The 16,927-nt window shown below is 60.0% G+C and carries 14 protein-coding genes; 7 read left to right on the forward strand and 7 right to left on the reverse strand.

Annotated features, from left to right (window positions below; genetic code table 11):
• Positions 1–91: 91 nt before the first annotated feature.
• The gene (locus tag AC1D2P_RS05995; protein WP_046031446.1) at positions 92–580 is read left to right on the forward strand and encodes an MEKHLA domain-containing protein; all 489 of its coding nucleotides are present in this window, start codon (positions 92–94) and stop codon (positions 578–580) included.
• A 6-nt stretch (positions 581–586) separates the two neighbouring features.
• Here the strand turns inward: AC1D2P_RS05995 and AC1D2P_RS06000 are convergent, their stop codons facing one another.
• Positions 587–1,693 (reverse strand): cytochrome P450, encoded by a 1,107-nt coding sequence (locus AC1D2P_RS06000; RefSeq protein WP_477758106.1) that lies wholly within the window; start codon positions 1,691–1,693, stop codon positions 587–589.
• Between the two features lie 82 nt (positions 1,694–1,775).
• On the opposite strand from AC1D2P_RS06000, the gene AC1D2P_RS06005 reads away from it, so the two are divergent.
• Positions 1,776–2,531 carry an ArsR/SmtB family transcription factor gene (locus tag AC1D2P_RS06005; RefSeq protein ID WP_046031444.1) on the forward strand — a complete coding sequence of 252 codons (756 nt, stop codon included), beginning with the start codon at positions 1,776–1,778 and terminating at the stop codon, positions 2,529–2,531.
• 93 nt (positions 2,532–2,624) lie between these two features.
• Here the strand turns inward: AC1D2P_RS06005 and AC1D2P_RS06010 are convergent, their stop codons facing one another.
• From AC1D2P_RS06010 to AC1D2P_RS06030, 5 genes are all read right to left on the reverse strand, one after another.
• Positions 2,625–3,644, reverse strand: a complete 1,020-nt coding sequence (locus AC1D2P_RS06010; protein WP_007948490.1) for a branched-chain amino acid aminotransferase — start codon at positions 3,642–3,644, stop codon at positions 2,625–2,627.
• A 300-nt stretch (positions 3,645–3,944) separates the two neighbouring features.
• A complete protein-coding gene (gene lpdA, locus AC1D2P_RS06015) occupies positions 3,945–5,327 on the reverse strand; it encodes a dihydrolipoyl dehydrogenase (RefSeq protein ID WP_477758107.1) in 1,383 nt (460 codons plus the stop codon).
• A 3-nt stretch (positions 5,328–5,330) separates the two neighbouring features.
• Positions 5,331–6,602: a dihydrolipoamide acetyltransferase family protein gene (locus AC1D2P_RS06020; RefSeq protein ID WP_477758108.1), complete on the reverse strand. Its 1,272-nt coding sequence runs from the start codon at positions 6,600–6,602 to the stop codon at positions 5,331–5,333.
• Positions 6,603–7,661 (reverse strand): alpha-ketoacid dehydrogenase subunit beta, encoded by a 1,059-nt coding sequence (locus AC1D2P_RS06025; protein WP_046031441.1) that lies wholly within the window; start codon positions 7,659–7,661, stop codon positions 6,603–6,605.
• 1 nt (position 7,662) lies between these two features.
• Positions 7,663–8,898, reverse strand: a complete 1,236-nt coding sequence (locus AC1D2P_RS06030; protein ID WP_477811344.1) for a thiamine pyrophosphate-dependent enzyme — start codon at positions 8,896–8,898, stop codon at positions 7,663–7,665.
• 185 nt (positions 8,899–9,083) lie between these two features.
• On the opposite strand from AC1D2P_RS06030, the gene bkdR reads away from it, so the two are divergent.
• Positions 9,084–9,572, forward strand: a complete 489-nt coding sequence (gene bkdR / locus AC1D2P_RS06035; RefSeq protein WP_027923281.1) for a Bkd operon transcriptional regulator BkdR — start codon at positions 9,084–9,086, stop codon at positions 9,570–9,572.
• A 162-nt stretch (positions 9,573–9,734) separates the two neighbouring features.
• Here the strand turns inward: bkdR and AC1D2P_RS06040 are convergent, their stop codons facing one another.
• Positions 9,735–10,598 (reverse strand): MBL fold metallo-hydrolase, encoded by an 864-nt coding sequence (locus tag AC1D2P_RS06040; protein WP_109786153.1) that lies wholly within the window; start codon positions 10,596–10,598, stop codon positions 9,735–9,737.
• Positions 10,599–10,758: 160 nt separating this feature from the next.
• Here AC1D2P_RS06040 and AC1D2P_RS06045 point away from each other — a divergent pair, with 160 nt between their 5' ends.
• The 4 genes from AC1D2P_RS06045 (at position 10,759) to nahK (ending at position 16,840) form a co-directional block, all read left to right on the forward strand.
• Positions 10,759–11,565 (forward strand): sulfite exporter TauE/SafE family protein, encoded by an 807-nt coding sequence (locus tag AC1D2P_RS06045; protein ID WP_077432015.1) that lies wholly within the window; start codon positions 10,759–10,761, stop codon positions 11,563–11,565.
• A 209-nt stretch (positions 11,566–11,774) separates the two neighbouring features.
• Positions 11,775–12,959 (forward strand): porin, encoded by a 1,185-nt coding sequence (locus tag AC1D2P_RS06050; RefSeq protein WP_223525179.1) that lies wholly within the window; start codon positions 11,775–11,777, stop codon positions 12,957–12,959.
• Between the two features lie 154 nt (positions 12,960–13,113).
• The gene (gene nosP, locus AC1D2P_RS06055; protein WP_046031436.1) at positions 13,114–14,277 is read left to right on the forward strand and encodes a nitric oxide-sensing protein NosP; all 1,164 of its coding nucleotides are present in this window, start codon (positions 13,114–13,116) and stop codon (positions 14,275–14,277) included.
• Positions 14,246–16,840, forward strand: a complete 2,595-nt coding sequence (nahK, locus tag AC1D2P_RS06060) for a hybrid sensor histidine kinase/response regulator NahK/ErcS' (protein ID WP_477811347.1) — start codon at positions 14,246–14,248, stop codon at positions 16,838–16,840. Before nosP ends, nahK begins: the two co-directional genes overlap by 32 nt.
• Positions 16,841–16,927 lie beyond the last annotated feature (87 nt).

Consider the following 16,927-nt stretch of genomic DNA (forward strand, 5'->3'; position numbering starts at 1 on the left):
TAACCTGATGTAATTAATGCAAGGTAAGGTCAGAGGATTTTTCTGATCGATTTGGATAGGCTATGGCGCGTCGTATCACCAACGCAATGGCATGGGAGGGCGCGTGTCGCCAATCAACGAATACGCGGCTGTTCAGTTGCTGGACGAGGCTTATCGGCACTGGACCGGCCAGGGGCTGCCGGCCCCTGAATCACTGACCGGGCCGGAACGCTTGCATTGGTTGCACGAGCACGCGCCTTACAGCCTGTTAGCCCATGGCACTGAAGGCGATCCCCGTTTCTTCTACGCCAATGAACAGACGCTGGCCTGTTTCAAATACGATCGCGAGCAGTTCCTTGGCATGCCGTCACGGTTCAGCGCTTCGCCGTTGGACCGAGCCATGCGCCAGTCACTGCTGGAACAGGTCACGGCGAACGGAATTGCTCATGGCTATAGCGGCTGGCGGGTGGACAGGGACGGCCATGCCTTCATGATTTACGAAGGCAAGGTCTGGACCCTGATCGATCAGCACGGCGAGCATCGGGGGCAGGCGGCATTGTTCTGGCCGGATGCAGAGTGTGTCGGGTCGTTAATGGATTGACAGGTCTCATGGCGCGTCACGAAACACCGGAACCCGGCCATTCAGCGAAGGCCGATACGCCCAGGCAAACTGCTCCAGCGCAGGTCGATGCGCCAGAATCTCCCGCAGCGTCGCACTGGCAATCCCCAACGCCAATACGTGCCCCGGACAATGATGCCTTCCGGCGCCGAAGGTAAAACTGCGACGCTGCGGGCGATCCACCAGAAAGACGTCCGCACGATCATTGAGCTGCGGATCGCGATTGGCCGACGCCAACAGCAGAAGAATCACATCGCCCGAATCAAGGCTTACCCCCTCGATTTCACACGGCGCGGCGACAAACCGGCGAGTGTTCTGTACCGACGGGTCAAAACGCTGGGTTTCGGCAATCACATCTTCTGCGCGTGCCTCCAGTAGCAATGGATGTCGAATCACTGCCAATAGCGCATTACCGATCAGTCCTGCAGTGGCATCAAACGTCTGGGAAAACAATCCGATCAGATTGGCAAACAGCGTTTCGGGGTCACCCGTAAAGCGCCCGCGAATCCCGGCGAGCAGCGGGCTCTTGTTATCCGCATCGTCGAGAAGCTCAATCAAGTAACCCCGTAAATGTTCGGCGGCAGCCTGTGCGGCATTGAGTTGCGCCTGATCGCTGAGCGGTGACAGGCACGCAACAAACTCCGCCGTCAGCTCGCTGATCGCCCGACCCTGAGCCGGCGTGAATCCCAGCAACGCCGCCACTACGCACACCGGCCCGCGAAACATGGCGTTGTATAACCCATCGGCGTGCGGCGTGATCAACCGCACGGCCACTAGCGAATTGACTTCATCCACATCAATCAGCGCTAACCCAGGCTCAATCGCCGACCTCGGACAGCGCTGCCGTTCGCCTTCATTCATGCGCATCAATTGCCCGAATACCCTGCCGGCCATGCCCCCGGCAATCGCCTTGGGCACGGGTTCAGCGGCTGGCCGGACATGGCAATCGGGATGCGCCAGCACCGCGGCAACAGCCTGAGCAGTGCTAGCCACCCACATATTCAGTCCTTGGTGAAAAACCAACCCGCCTTGTGCGCGCAATTGCGCGTAATAGGGATAAGGGTCGACGTGAGTCGCAGCGATGATCGGGTCCATGGGTCGCAGCCTCGTTCGTGGAGGGGAAAGTGTTGCTACTATCTCCAGTCCGAGCAGCCCTTGATTCGTCCGGGAGCGAAATATGAACGTAGAACAACACGACATCGGCGTCTCTCAGGTCGCGGCAGCCATCGCAGAGCCGGCCCGGACGAAAATCCTCTGTTCCCTGATGGATGGCCATGCACGTACCAGCACCGAGCTGGCGGCGATTGCCGAAGTCAGCGCCTCTACCGCCAGCGCGCACTTGGCCAAACTCAAGGAGCTGGCGCTGGTGCGGCTGCACGTGCAGGGCCGCCATCGCTATTACAGCCTGGCGGACAAGCGTGTGGCCCAGGCACTGGAAGCATTGATGGTGATTGGCCAGAACACTGCGCCGACGTTCAACTCGCGCACGCCGGATCGGCTGCAATTTGCCCGCACCTGTTACGACCACATGGCGGGGACGTTGGCGGTGTTGCTGCATGACCGGATGCTGGAGAAAGGCTGGTTGCTGGAAACCGATGAGCAGGCCTATCGGCTGAGCGACAGTGGCGAGGTGCTGTTCGAAGGATTGGGGATCGAGGTCAAGGACCTGAACACCTTGCGTCGTCGTTTCGCTTGCCCATGCCTGGATTGGAGCATGCGCCGGCCGCATCTGGGCGGCTCATTGGGTGCAGCGTTGCTGCAAACCGCGATCCAGCGCAAATGGGTGACGCAGGATCTGGACAGCCGGGCGTTGACGTTGACAGCGGTGGGGCGCAAGGCACTGAGTACGCGGTTTGACCTGATGTTACCGCCCTCAAGCGGATCGCCCGCTCCTGTTTATGAAACATCTCATGAGGTTGCTGTAAGACACTGATATATAAAAATATTAATAAGGTGCAGATGAAAAAAAGCCCGGTCATCCAATGGATGGCCGGGCTTTTTTACTCAAGCGTACTGCAACGTCAGATCAAACCTTGACGATCCAGCCCGCCGGCGCTTCGATGTCGCCAGTCTGCACACCGGTCAGCTCTTTGTAGAGCTTCTGGGTGACCGGGCCGACTTCGGTTTCACTGTGGAACACGTGCAGGTGATCGTTGTAGCTGATGCCGCCGATCGGGGTGATCACGGCAGCAGTACCGCAAGCGCCGGCTTCTTTGAAGTCCGAGAGCTTGTCGATGAACACGTCGCCTTCGATCACTTCCAGGCCCAGACGCGATTTGGCCAGCTCGATCAACGACAGGCGGGTGATGCCTGGCAGTACCGACGGCGAGTTCGGGGTGACGAACTTGTTGTCGTGGGTGATCCCGAAGAAGTTGGCCGAACCGACTTCCTCGATTTTGGTGTGGGTCATCGGGTCCAGGTAGATGCAGTCGGCGTAGTGCGCTTTCTTGGCCTGGGAGCCTGGCATCAGGCTGGCGGCGTAGTTGCCACCGACCTTGGCCGCGCCGGTGCCTTGTGGGGCTGCACGGTCGAAGCTGGAGATCAGGAAGTTGTGCGGGGTCAGGCCGCCCTTGAAGTAGGCACCAACCGGAATGGCGAAGATCGAGAAGATGAACTCGGGCGCGGTACGCACGCCGATGTTGTCACCCACGCCGATCACGAACGGACGCAGGTACAGCGCGCCGCCGGTGCCGTAAGGCGGGATGAAACGTTCGTTGGCGCGGACCACTGCCTTGCACGCTTCGATGAACTGCTCGGTTTCCACGAACGGCATCAGCAGACGTGCACAGCTGCGCTGCATGCGCAGGGCATTCTGGTCCGGGCGGAACAGGTTGATCGAACCGTCCTTGCAACGATAGGCCTTCATGCCTTCGAAGCATTGCTGGCCATAGTGAAGGGCGGTGGAGCCTTCGCTGATGTGCAGCACGTTGTCTTCGGTCAGGGTGCCTTTGTCCCACTCGCCATTGCGCCAGTACGACAAGAAACGCTTGTCTGTCTTGATGTAGTCAAAACCCAGCTTGTCCCAATTAATGCTTTCGTTACCCATGACACCCTCTATCACTGAACAACCGTCGAAACGGTTCAAGGCTTCTGACGTTTTTTGGATGGGGACAACAATACTTCATTCCGGACCCATTTCGCAGCCTGCAATTCGATCTCTGCGACCATCGATACGTCCCGGTGTAGCAGCTGTCGAGCCCCGCGAGGCAGCGTCCGGCGACGAAGTCGTCGTAATCCGGCTGGCTCGGTGTGCCTGACAGCACTGGGTCGCAGGTCTTGCGACGACTTCGTCGCCGGCCGCTGCCTCGCGGGGCTCGTCAGCTGCTACAAGGTATTGCGTACGGTTTTACAGGTGCAGCGCGTGGCCAAGGGCTCGCAACGCTGCTTCCTGCACGGCCTCGCCCAAGGTCGGATGCGCGTGGATGGTGCCGCCGATGTCTTCCAGGCGCGCGCCCATTTCCAGGCTCTGGGCGAAGGCCGTGGACAGCTCGGAAACCCCGACGCCCACCGCTTGCCAGCCGACAATCACATGATTGTCCCGACGAGCGACCACCCGCACGAAGCCGCTTTTCGATTCCAGCGTCATCGCCCGGCCATTGGCCGCGAACGGGAAGCTCGAAACGATGCAGTCCAGACCCGCCGCCTTGACCTCGTCCGGGGTCTGGCCGACCACCACCAGTTCCGGGTCGGTAAAGCACACGGCGGCAATGGCGGTAGGGTTGAACTCGCGGGTTTTACCGCTGATCAGTTCAGCCACCATCTCGCCCTGAGCCATGGCCCGGTGCGCGAGCATTGGTTCGCCGCTCAGGTCACCGATGGCGTACACGTTGCGCATGCTGGTCTGGCAGCGGTTGTCGATCTTGATCGCCGAGCCGTTCATGTCCAGGTTCAGCGCTTCGAGGTTCCAGCCCTGGGTGTTCGGTTTGCGACCCACGGCGACCAGCACCTGATCGGTTTCCAGGTTCAGGGTGTCGCCGTTTGGATCAAGAACTTTAAGAGAATTGTTCGAAGAATCAAAGCCTTGAACGCTATGCTTCAAGTAAAGCTTCACGCCGAGTTTTTTCAGTTCGTCGTGTACCGGCTGAGTCAGTTCAGCGTCGTAAGCCGGCAGGATCCGCTCCTGTGCCTCGACTACGCAGACGTCGGCGCCGAGCTTGCGATAGGCAATCCCCAGTTCCAGACCGATGTAGCCGCCACCGACCACGGTCAGTCGCTTGGGCACGGACGTCGGCGCCAGGGCTTCGGTGGAGGAGATGATCGGACCGCCAATCGGCAGCATCGGCAGGTTCACGCTTTTCGAACCGGTGGCCAGCACCAGGTGCTCGCACTGAATGCGCGTGTCGCCAACCTCGACGGTTTTACCATCGATCACCTTGGCCCAGCCTTGAATGACCTGGACCTTGTTCTTTTTCAGCAGCGCCGCGACGCCAGTGGTCAGGCGATCAACGATGCCGTCCTTCCACTCGACGCTCTTGCTGATGTCGAGGGTTGGTGCCGAAACGTTGATGCCCAAGGCTGAATGCTGGCTGTGGTGTTGCGTCTGGTGAAACTGCTCAGCGACGTGGATCAGCGCTTTCGACGGGATGCAGCCGATATTCAGGCATGTACCGCCCAGCGATTCACCTTCCACCAGAATGGTCGGGATGCCCAACTGACCGGCTCGGATCGCGGTCACATAACCGCCGGGGCCGCCGCCGATGATCAGCAGTGTGGTGTTCAGAGATTGCATGCCTTACTCCACAAACAGGGTAGCGGGTTGTTCGAGCAAGCCGCGAACGGCCTGGATGAATTGCGCCGCGTCCATGCCGTCGACCACACGGTGATCGAAGGAACTGGAGAGGTTCATCATCTTGCGGATCACGATCTGGCCTTTGACGACCATTGGGCGCTCGACGATTTTGTTGACGCCGACAATCGCCACTTCCGGCAGGTTCAACACCGGGGTGCTGACAATGCCGCCCAACGCACCGAGGCTGGTCAGGGTGATGCTCGAACCGGACAGTTCATCACGGCTGGCCTTGCCATTGCGTGCGGCGGTGGCCAAACGGGAGATTTCAGTCGCGCTGTCCCACAGGCTGCGGGCTTCGGCATGACGCACCACCGGCACCATCAAGCCGATGTCGGCCTGGGTGGCGATGCCCACATGCACCGCGCCGAGGCGGGTGATGACTTGGGCTTCGTCGTCATAACGGGCGTTGATCTGCGGGAAATCACGCAGGGCAACGACCAGGGCACGGACCAGGAACGGCAGCAAGGTCAGCTTGCCGCGAGTCGCACCGTGTTTTTCGTTCAGGTGCGCGCGCAATTCTTCGACGGCGGTGACGTCGATTTCTTCAACATAACTGAAGTGTGCTGCACGCTGGGTGGCGTCCTGCATGCGCTGGGCGATCTTGCGGCGCATGCCGATGACCGGGATTTGTTCTTCGTCGTTACGCTGGGCGTAAGCAGAGGGCACGGTCGATGCATTCGACTGACCCTGCGCCAGATAGGCGTCGAGGTCTTCGTGCAGCACGCGACCGGCAGGGCCGCTGCCACGCACCAGACGCAATTGAATGCCGAGGTCCAGCGCGTGTTTGCGCACGGCCGGGGAGGCCAGCGGGCGTTCGTCGGCCTCGCGTGCCACCATTGGGCCCAGGCAAGCAGCCATTCGCGGCGCTGCGGCAGCGACGGGTTTGCTGGCAACCACGGCTTCAACTTTAGGGGCTGCAACCGGTGCTTCTTTAACAGGGGCCGGCTGGGACGACTCTTTAACGTTGCCCGCGCCTTCCACTTCGATGCTGATCAGGATGCTGCCAACCGCCATGACTTCGCCAGGCACACCGCCCAGCGCAATCACCTTGCCGTGGACCGGGGAAGGGATGTCGACCATCGCCTTGTCGGTCATCACATCGGCCAGCACCTGATCTTCGACGACCATGTCGCCAACCTTGACGTGCCACACCGACAATTCAACTTCTGCAATGCCTTCACCAATGTCCGGCATTTTAATAACGTGCGTGCCCATTCAGACCTCCATAACCCGATGCAAAGCCGCGCCCACACGGGACGGACCAGGGAAATACGCCCACTCTTGTGCGTGCGGGTAGGGGGTGTCCCAACCGGTGACGCGTTCGATAGGCGCTTCCAGGTAGTGGAAGCAATGCTCTTGCACCAGGGCGACCAGTTCGGCGCCGAAGCCGCAGGTGCGGGTCGCTTCGTGAACGACTACGCAGCGTCCGGTTTTCTTCACCGATTTGACGATGGTCTCCAGGTCCAGCGGCCAAAGGCTGCGCAGGTCGATGACTTCAGCGTCGATGCCGGTTTCTTCAGCGGCCACTTGCGAGACGTAAACGGTGGTGCCGTAGGTCAGGATGGTCACGTCCTTGCCCGGACGGGCGATGGCGGCGACGTCCAGCGGCACGGTGTAGTAGCCGTCCGGCACTTGTGCGGCCGGGTGTTTCGACCATGGGGTAACCGGGCGGTCGTGGTGGCCGTCGAACGGGCCGTTGTACAGGCGTTTTGGCTCAAGGAAGATCACCGGGTCATCGTTTTCGATGGAGGCAATCAGCAAGCCCTTGGCGTCGTATGGGTTGGACGGCATGACCGTGCGCAGACCGCACACCTGAGTGAACATCGCCTCGATGCTCTGGCTGTGGGTTTGGCCGCCGTAGATACCGCCGCCGCAAGGCATGCGCAGGGTCATCGGTGCGGTGAACTCACCGGCCGAGCGATAGCGCAGGCGGGCGGCTTCGGAAATGATCTGGTCCGATGCCGGGTACACGTAGTCGGCGAACTGAATCTCGGCCACCGGGCGCAGGCCATAGGCGCCCATGCCCACGGCGACACCGACGATGCCGCTTTCGGAGATCGGCGCGTCGAACACCCGGGAGGTGCCGTACTTGTTCTGCAAACCTTCGGTGCAACGGAAAACGCCGCCGAAGTAACCGACGTCCTGGCCGAAGACCACGACGTTGTCGTCACGCTCAAGCATCACATCCATGGCCGAGCGCAGGGCCTGGATCATGGTCATGGTGGTCGTGGTCATGGCAGTTTCCGGCTTGATATTGTTGTTGTGGTCGTTCATGTCAGATCCCCAACTCTTGACGCTGGCGCTTCAAGTGCTCCGGCATCTCTTTGTAGACGTCTTCGAACATGGTCGCGGCGCTTGGAATCTGGCCACCGGCGAGGGTGCCGTACTGTTCGGCTTCTTTCTGCGCGGAGATGACCTGGGCTTCCAGTTCGGCGCTGACGGCGGTGTGTTCCTCTTCGGACCAGTGACCGATCTTGATCAGGTGCTGCTTGAGGCGGGCAATCGGGTCGCCCAGCGGGAAGTAGCTCCAGTCGTCGGCAGGACGGTACTTGGACGGGTCATCGGAGGTGGAGTGGGGGCCGGCGCGGTAGGTGACCCATTCGATCATGGTCGGGCCGAGGTTGCGGCGGGCGCGTTCGGCGGCCCAGGCAGACGCCGCATAGACTGCGACGAAATCGTTGCCATCAACCCGCAGGGAGGCAATGCCACAACCGACGCCACGACCGGCGAACGTGGTGGCTTCACCACCGGCAATCGCCTGGAAGGTGGAGATCGCCCACTGGTTGTTGACCACGTTGAGGATCACCGGCGCACGGTACACGTGGGCGAAGGTGAGGGCGGTGTGGAAGTCTGATTCAGCGGTGGCGCCGTCACCGATCCAGGCCGAAGCGATTTTGGTGTCGCCCTTGATCGCCGAGGCCATGCCCCAGCCCACACCCTGTACGAATTGGGTGGCGAGGTTGCCGGAAATGGTGAAGAAACCGAAGTCTTTGACCGAATACATGATCGGCAGCTGACGGCCCTTGAGCGGATCGCGCTCGTTGGACAGCAGTTGGCAGATCAGGTCCACCAGCGGCACGTCTCGTGCCATCAGGATGCTTTGTTGGCGGTACGTCGGGAAGCACATGTCATCAACGTTCAGCGCCAGGGCCTGGCCGCTGCCGATGGCTTCTTCGCCGAGGCTCTGCATGTAGAACGACATTTTTTTMTGACGCTGGGCGACCACCATGCGGTTGTCATAGATCCGCGTCTTGAGCATGGCACGCATGCCCTTGCGCAGGATCTCGACCGGTACGCCTTCAGCCCACGGACCGAGGGCATTGCCCTGGTCGTCGAGCACGCGAATGAGCCCTTTGGCCAGGTCGGCGGTGTCGGCGGGTTCGACGTCGATGGAAGGTTTGCGCACCGTGCCGGCGTCGGTCAGACGCAGGTAGGAGAAGTCGGTTTTGCAGCCAGGACGGCCCGATGGTTCGGGAACGTGCAGTTGCAGCGGTTCGTACGCTTGGTTCATGGCTTCTACGCTCGATCTTGTGAATTTCTTGTAGTGAGCTGACCGTCATTCTTCTGTGGAAGAAATCTTGTCCTACAACAATCATAGGCCCGGCGAAGAAGAATATTTATCTCTGTTTCGTTGCACTGGAGATCATTTGGGGATAAAAAATCTGCATATACAAAAAAAACAGGTGGTTTTGTCTCATGCGCAAATTGGACCGTACCGATATCGGCATTCTCAACAGCCTTCAGGAGAATGCGCGCATCACCAACGCCGACCTCGCACGCTCGGTCAACTTGTCGCCGACACCGTGCTTCAACCGGGTCAAGGCGATGGAAGAACTGGGCTTGATTCGTGAGCAAGTGACGCTACTGGATGCCGATCTGCTTGGGCTGCACGTCAATGTGTTCATTCACGTGAGCCTGGAGAAGCAGGTGGAAGAAGCGTTGCAGCATTTTGAGGAGGCGATCTCGGATCGCCCGGAAGTGATGGAGTGCTATTTGATGGCTGGCGACCCGGACTATTTGATCCGGGTGCTGGTGCCTACCATTCAGTCGCTGGAGCGCTTCATGATGGATTTCCTGACCAAAGTCCCTGGCGTTGCGAACATCCGTTCAAGCTTCGCCCTCAAGCAAGTGCGCTACAAAACCGCACTGCCATTGCCGGCCAACGGCCTGACCCTTTCGAGCTGACCCCGTCCCCGTAGCAGCTGACGAGCCACGCGAGGCAGCGTCCGGCGGCGCAGCCGTCGCAAACCTGGCCATCGAGTTTTGTCAGGTAAACCGCAGACGCAGCCTCGCGGTGCTCGACAGCTGCTACGAAGGGTGGGGAGTCAGCGTGGAAGTAATCGAACGTCAGAGTTTATTGATGGGGATTTTCAGGTACGTCACGCCATTGTCCTCAGGCGGCGGCAGATTCCCGGCCCGCACATTCACCTGAATCGCCGGCAGCAGAAGGTTCGGCATGCCCAACCCGGCGTCGCGGCGCGTGCGCATTTCAACGAAGGCGGTCTCATCAATGCCGTCATGCACGTGAATGTTGCTTTTACGCTGTTCGCCGACCGTGGTCATGCACTGGGATTCGCGGCCTTCGGGCGGGTAATCGTGACAGATGTAAAGACGCACGCTGGCCGGAAACGCCAGTAATTTCTGGATCGAGGTAAACAACTGATTCGCGTTGCCGCCGGGAAAGTCGCAACGCGCGGTGCCCACATCCGGCATGAACAGGGTGTCGCCCACCAGAATCACATCGCCGTCGACCAGGTAAGCCATGTCCGCCGGCGTGTGGCCGGGTACGTGCAGGGCGGTGGCCTTGAGGTTGCCGATCATGAACGACTCATCCGGTGCGAACAGATGATCGAACTGCGAGCCGTCAATGCGAAATTCCGGCTCCAGGTTGAACAGGTTTTTGAACACGCCCTGAACCAGGCTGATCGACTGGCCAATCGCAATGTTGCCGCCCAGCTCGCGGCGCAGGTAAGGCGCGGCAGACAAGTGATCGGCATGGGCGTGGGTTTCCAGCAGCCATTGCACCTGCAAATGATGTTCACGAACAAAGGCGATGATCTTGTCGGGTTGGGTGGTCGCGGTCCGCCCGGCCGCCGGGTCGTAATCGAGCACCGGGTCGACGATGGCGCAGTGGCCGCCATCGGTTTCATAAATCACGTAGCTATAGGTCGACGAGGCGGGGTCGAGGAAGGCTTTGATGAGGGCAGGCATGGTGAGCGTTTCTTACTGGGCGAGTGCTGAGGGTAGATTCATTTTCCCCGCATTGGCCAGCCCGGATTAATTCAAATGATGAAAAAATCTGCGCGGGCTCTATCCTGTCAGTCATCGATACCGGGCGGTCCCGGCTTTTTTCGCAGATCACGAGTGGTTTATGTTGCTGGCGAGTTTTTTTGGGGTGGTCATGGGCCTGGTCCTCGGGTTGACCGGGGCCGGTGGCGGCATTCTTGCGGTGCCGGCCCTGGTATTGGGGCTGGGCTTGACCATGACCCAAGCGGCACCCGTTGCCTTGTTTGCCGTGGGCAGTGCGGCGGCGGTCGGGGCGATTGACGGATTGCGGCATGGCCTGGTGCGTTATCGCGCGGCGTTGCTGATCGCGTTACTCGGCGCGGTGTTTTCACCGGTCGGCATTTACTTCGCCCATCAGTTGCCGGAAAAAATCCTGATGGTCCTGTTCAGTATGCTGATGGTCATGGTTGCCTGGCGGATGCTGCGACGTGAACGCAAGGACGAAGGGCCAAGCGATCACGGCCACGCCAACTGGGGCCAGAAAAACTGCATGCTCGATCAGCAGACCGGGCGTTTTTCCTGGACTGCCAAATGTACGGCGACCTTGGCCGCGCTCGGCGCGGTTACCGGTGTGGTGTCGGGGCTGCTTGGGGTGGGCGGCGGTTTTCTGATTGTCCCGGCGTTCAAGCAGCTCACTGATGTGCAGATGCGCGGCATCGTTGCCACTTCCTTGATGGTGATCAGCCTGATTTCCGCCATCGGCGTGATCGGTGCGTTTCATGCCGGCGTGCGAATCGACAGTCTCGGCGCAATCTTCATCGTCGCCAGCATCGTCGGCATGATCGTTGGCCGCAAGCTTTGTGCGCATGTGCCGGCCCGGGCGCTGCAGGTGGGCTTTGCCAGCATCTGCATGGTGATTGCGGCTTATATGCTGTTCAGAGTAGGCGTTTAGCCAGTACTGAGGTCTATGACTTCCAAGTGGGTCAACAGACCTACACCTTGAGTTCCGGGCCGTGCCGACGGCCGGTCTTACACCGTAGTTGTCATGCGTTCCCGGCCCTGCCAAAGCACTTGAGCACCGCTCCCAAGGCAGCGTATGGCGCCGCCGGTCACCTTTCGATAATCGCTTCCGACACCTCGTCCCCTGTCGCGGAGCGCGCCATGTACAACAATAAGAACGTCAAGCATCGCTTTTTACCCCTCTTCATCGCCAGCCTGTCCGGCCTTGGCCTGAGCTCAATGGCCGAGGCCGAGATCATGCTGTATGACAAGGACCAGACCACATTCTCGACCGACGGCTACATCAACGCATTTTATGTGAACAGCGATGTCGACCGTGCCGGTAATCAGTTCGACCGCCGACAGGCACGCGTCAAGATGGGGTTCCTGCCCAACTACCTGGGCTTCAACATGGGCAAGCAGGTCGATGACCTGAAGCTCGGTGCCCGGGCCTCGTTTTGGGTGACCATCAACGACAGCCAAACCAACGGCACCGACACCGCCATCGATGTGCGGCAGTTCTACGGTACGGTGGCAAACGCTGAGTGGGGTGAAGTGCTGATCGGCAAGGACTTCGGCCTGTTTGCCCGCTCCAACATCCTGCTCGATGAAATGCTCGCCGGTTACGGTCAGGTCAGCGATACCTTGGGGTTGGTGGATGGCGGCGGCGTCTCGTTCGGCAACATCGGCACCGGGTATCCGTATCCGTTCCCGACATCGCAGATCACCTACCGCACGCCGGTCATGGACGGTTTGCGCGTAGCGGTCGGGATCATGGACCCGGTTGATACCAACGACAGCAGCCCGACGGGCAAGGCTTATCAGGAAAACCCGCGCACCGAGAGCGAGATCACGTACCAGTTCGACGTCGCCGGGGCGAAGATCTACAGCTGGGTCAATGGCAGTTACCAGACTTCGGACAATACCGACTCCACCGTCAACACAGTCACCTCTAAAGGGGTTGGCTATGGCGTGCAGGCGAAGATGGGCGGGTTGTCACTCACTGGGTCCGGGTTCCAGGCCAAAGGCATCAATCCGTTCTTCACCAACAACGCCGGCGAGCCAACCTTGCGCAACGTCGACAGCGACGGATACCTGCTGCAAGGCTCCTACAAACTGGGCAAAAACCGCCTGGCCCTGTCCTACGGCAAGACCAACGATGATGGCAATGGCGTGGTCGGCAGTGGCGCGGACTACGAAACGCGCGGTATTGCGCTGTTCCATGACGTGAATGACAACCTCAAACTTGTCGCCGAGTACAACCAGTTCGAAATCAACGGTCATGACACCAGCGCCCAGAACGAAAACACCGATACCGTTGCGGTGGGGGCCGTGTTGACCTGGTAATCCTTGGTCGTGACCCTGGCTGTGCGCATCGCAGCCGGGGTCTCGACCCTTCTCATCCCATCGAAGTGGTTACCCGCTACCCAAGTAGCATTCGTTACGACCCACAGGCTTCGTACACTCATGCCTCATATCTACGCACCTGCGGGGGGCGATCATGGAGCAGGCCCAAGGCGCAGGCATTGTCAGCGCAATGTCCCAAGCCACCGATGCCCGGCAAGTGGCGCAAGAACTGGCGCGGCAATTGTTGCACCCGCATCTGGGTTTCGTGCTGTTTTTCTGTTCCGCCGAGTATGACTTGCAGGCGCTAGGGCAGGCCTTGCAACACAGCTTCGGCGGTATTCGTCTGGTGGGTTGCACCAGCGCCGGGGAAATCACCCCGCTGGGCTATGGGCGCAATTGCGTGACGGCAGTGGGTTTTGATCATCGGCACTTCTCCATTGCGGTCGAGCTGATCGACGAAATGGAACACTTCAGCCTGATCGATGCCCAGCAAATGGTCGAGCGTCTGGTCAGTGGCTGTCGCAGTAACACCCTGGCCCCGATCAAGGGCAACAGCTTTGCCCTGACGTTGCTCGATGGTTTGTCCAGCCGTGAAGAAATGGTCCTCGCGGCGCTCAGTGCCGCGTTGGGCGACATTCCGCATTTTGGCGGTTCGGCCGGTGACGACAATTACCTGACCCATACCCACGTTTACTTCGACGGCGAATTCCACAGCGGCGCGGCAGTGGTGGTGCTGGTCAATACCTGGCTGGATTTTGAAGTGTTCACCACCCACCACATTCTGCCCAGGGCCGAAAAACTGGTGGTCACCGGGGCCGACAGCGCCTCGCGCCGAGTCTATGAACTCAACGCCGAACCGGCCGCCGCCGAGTACGCCCGGCACATTGGCGTTCCGGTTGATGAGCTGGATCACCGGATCTTCGCTGCACACCCCTTGGCCGTGCGCATCAACGAACAGTATTACGTGCGCGCCATTCAGCAGGTGCACCCGGACTTGAGCCTGAGTTTTTACTGCGCCGTGGAGAACGGCATCGTGCTCACCGCCATGACCCCAGGCCCGATGTTGCCGAACCTGCAAAACCTGTTCGAGGGGTTACAGGAGCGCTTGGGCGACTTGTTGCTGACCATCGGTTGTGACTGCTTTCTCAGGCGTCTGGAGCTGGAAGACGACGGCAGTCTCGACGCAATCGGAACGTTTTTGCGCGAGCAGCGGGTGATGGGTTTCAACACCTACGGAGAACAGTTCAATGGCATGCACATCAACCAGACCTTCACCGGCGTTGCCATTGCCCGAGGCCGGTCCCCGGGGCACCGCTGAACTCCAGGCAGAAGTCGCCAGCCTGCTGCACGATAACCACAAACTTCAACGCATCAACGCGGCGCTGATCGAGCGCATCGAGTCCGGCATCACGCGCGGCAACGATCCATATGCGGCGTTCCAGCACTCAGTGGTGCTGGCCGAGCAGGTGCGTGAGCGCACCGATGCCTTGAACCAGGCCATGGCCGAACTCAAGGCTGGCAATCATTTGCTCAGTGAGGCACGCCTGCGCGCCGAAACGGCGCATCGACATCTGATCGATGCCATCGAGAGCATTTCCGATGCCTTTGTATTGTTCGACGCCGACCAGCGAATTGTCTTGTTCAACAGCCGCTTCAAGGCGTTCTGGAGCAACAGCCGGGTGCGGATCAACGCGGGCATGCGCCTGACCGAGGTCAAGCGCCTGATGATGAACAACGGGTTGTTCACCGAAGAACCGCGCGGCAATGCTGACGAGAGCCTGCTCTATCGCCTGCTGAACGGACGTTGGCTGCAGGTCAGCGAGCGGCCGACTCAGGAAGGCGGGCGGGTCATCCTGTTCACCGACATTACTGACGTCAAACTCAGCGAAACCGTGCGCCGCGAGCAGGCCGTGGCGCAGAAATCGCATTTGTTGYAGCGGGCGGTCGATAACCTGTCCCAAGGGGTCGCCATGGTCAACGCCGACGGCATCCTGGAGTTGTGGAACCGGCGTTTCCTCGAATTGAGCGGCCTGGCACCGGTTGCGGCCCATCGACCGTTTGCCGAAGTGATTGCCGACACGGAGTTGAATTTGCTCACCCCGGCCAGTCGCGATGGCAACGGTCGGCCCGTACAGGAATGCGAGCAACGCCTCTATGACGGCCGGGTCCTGGAGATCCGCACGCATCCGCTGCCCACTGGCGGATTCGTCAACACCTTCACCGACATCACCGAGCGCTACCAGCACGCCGAGGCACTGAGTGAAAGCGAGCGCTGGATTCGCCTGATCACCGACCACGTCCCGGCGCTGATCGCCTACCTCAATGCCGATCTGGTGTACGAATTCACCAACAAAGTTTACGAAGAGTGGTACTGCTGGCCCCGTGGCGTGATGCTCGGTCAGAGCCTGCGTGAAGTGCACAGCGAACAGCATTACCAGCGCCTGGAGTCTTACGTGGCCCGGGCGTTGGCCGGTGAGAGCGTCACGTTCGAGTTCGCCGAGACCAACGTCAATAATCAGGAACGCTACATGCTGCGCTCCTATGTGCCCAATCGACTGGCGACAGGGGAGGTGGTGGGGATTTTCGTGTTGATTCGCGACATCACCGAACGTCGCCGTACCGCCGAGGCGTTGCACCAGGCGTACCAGAATCTTGAGCTGCGGGTGTGTGAGCGCACCGCAGAACTGACCACCCTCAATGACCAGTTGTTGCGTGAAATCGATGAGCGTCGTCGGGTGGAATCCCGTTTGCGCGAGGCCAAGCTTGAAGCCGAGCAGGCCAACCTGTCGAAGACCAAGTTTCTGGCGGCGGTCAGCCATGATCTGCTGCAACCGCTGAACGCCGCACGATTGTTCACCAGTGCATTGATGGAGCGGCGCGAGCCCATCTCCAACGAAATTCTGGTGCGCAATGTCAGTAACTCCCTGGAAGACGTGGAAAACCTGTTGGGCACGCTGGTAGATATTTCCAAGCTCGATGCCGGGGTGATCAAGGCCGATATTGCGCCGTTCGCCCTGAGCGAACTGTTGGAAAACCTGGCGGCTGAATACACCCAGGTGGCGCGCAGCGAGGGCCTTGAACTGCGCTTTGTTGCCTGTTCGGCCTTGGTGCGCAGTGACATCCAGCTATTGGCGCGCATCCTGCGCAATTTGTTGAGCAATGCGATTCGTTACACCTACAGCGGTCGTGTGGTTTTGGGCTGCAGACGCCATCACCAGCGGTTATTGATTCAGGTCTGGGACACGGGCATGGGCATCGCCGAACATCGCCTGGAAGAGATTTTTCAGGAGTTCAAACGCGGTGACGTGCAGCGTCCGGATCAGGATCGCGGCCTGGGACTGGGCCTGGCAATTGTCGAGAAAATTGCCGGCATTCTCGGGCATCGCATTCAGGTGCGCTCCTGGCCGGGCAAGGGTTCGATGTTCTCGGTCGAAGTGCCGTTGAGTGCAACAGCGCCCAAGCCTCAGCCGACATTGCAGATGAGCGAGCCGATGCTTGAGCGCTTGCGCGGCGCGCGGGTATGGGTGCTGGACAACGACGCGACCATTTGCGCCGGTATGCGCACGTTGCTGGAAGGGTGGGGTTGTCGGGTGGTCACGGCGCTGTCGGAAGAGGATCTGGCCCGGCAAGTGGACAACTACCACGCCGAGGCCGACCTGCTGATCGCGGACTACCATCTGGACAACGATCAGAACGGTGTCGACGCCGTCGCCCGGATCAATGCCCGTCGGGCTTCACCGATCCCGGCAATGATGATCACGGCCAACTACAGCAATGAACTCAAACTGCAAATCCGTGAGTTGGGCCATACCCTGATGCACAAACCGGTGCGGCCAATGAAACTCAAGACCGCGATGAGCCATCTACTCGGCAGGCCTTGAAGGCTTGCTCCCATAAGGGTCGCGTTGTACCTGTGGGAGCGAGCTTGCTCGCGATGGGGGCGACGCGGTCCATCGGTTGCCGCTAAT

The organism is Pseudomonas sp. P1_F1_2 (assembly GCF_056405815.1).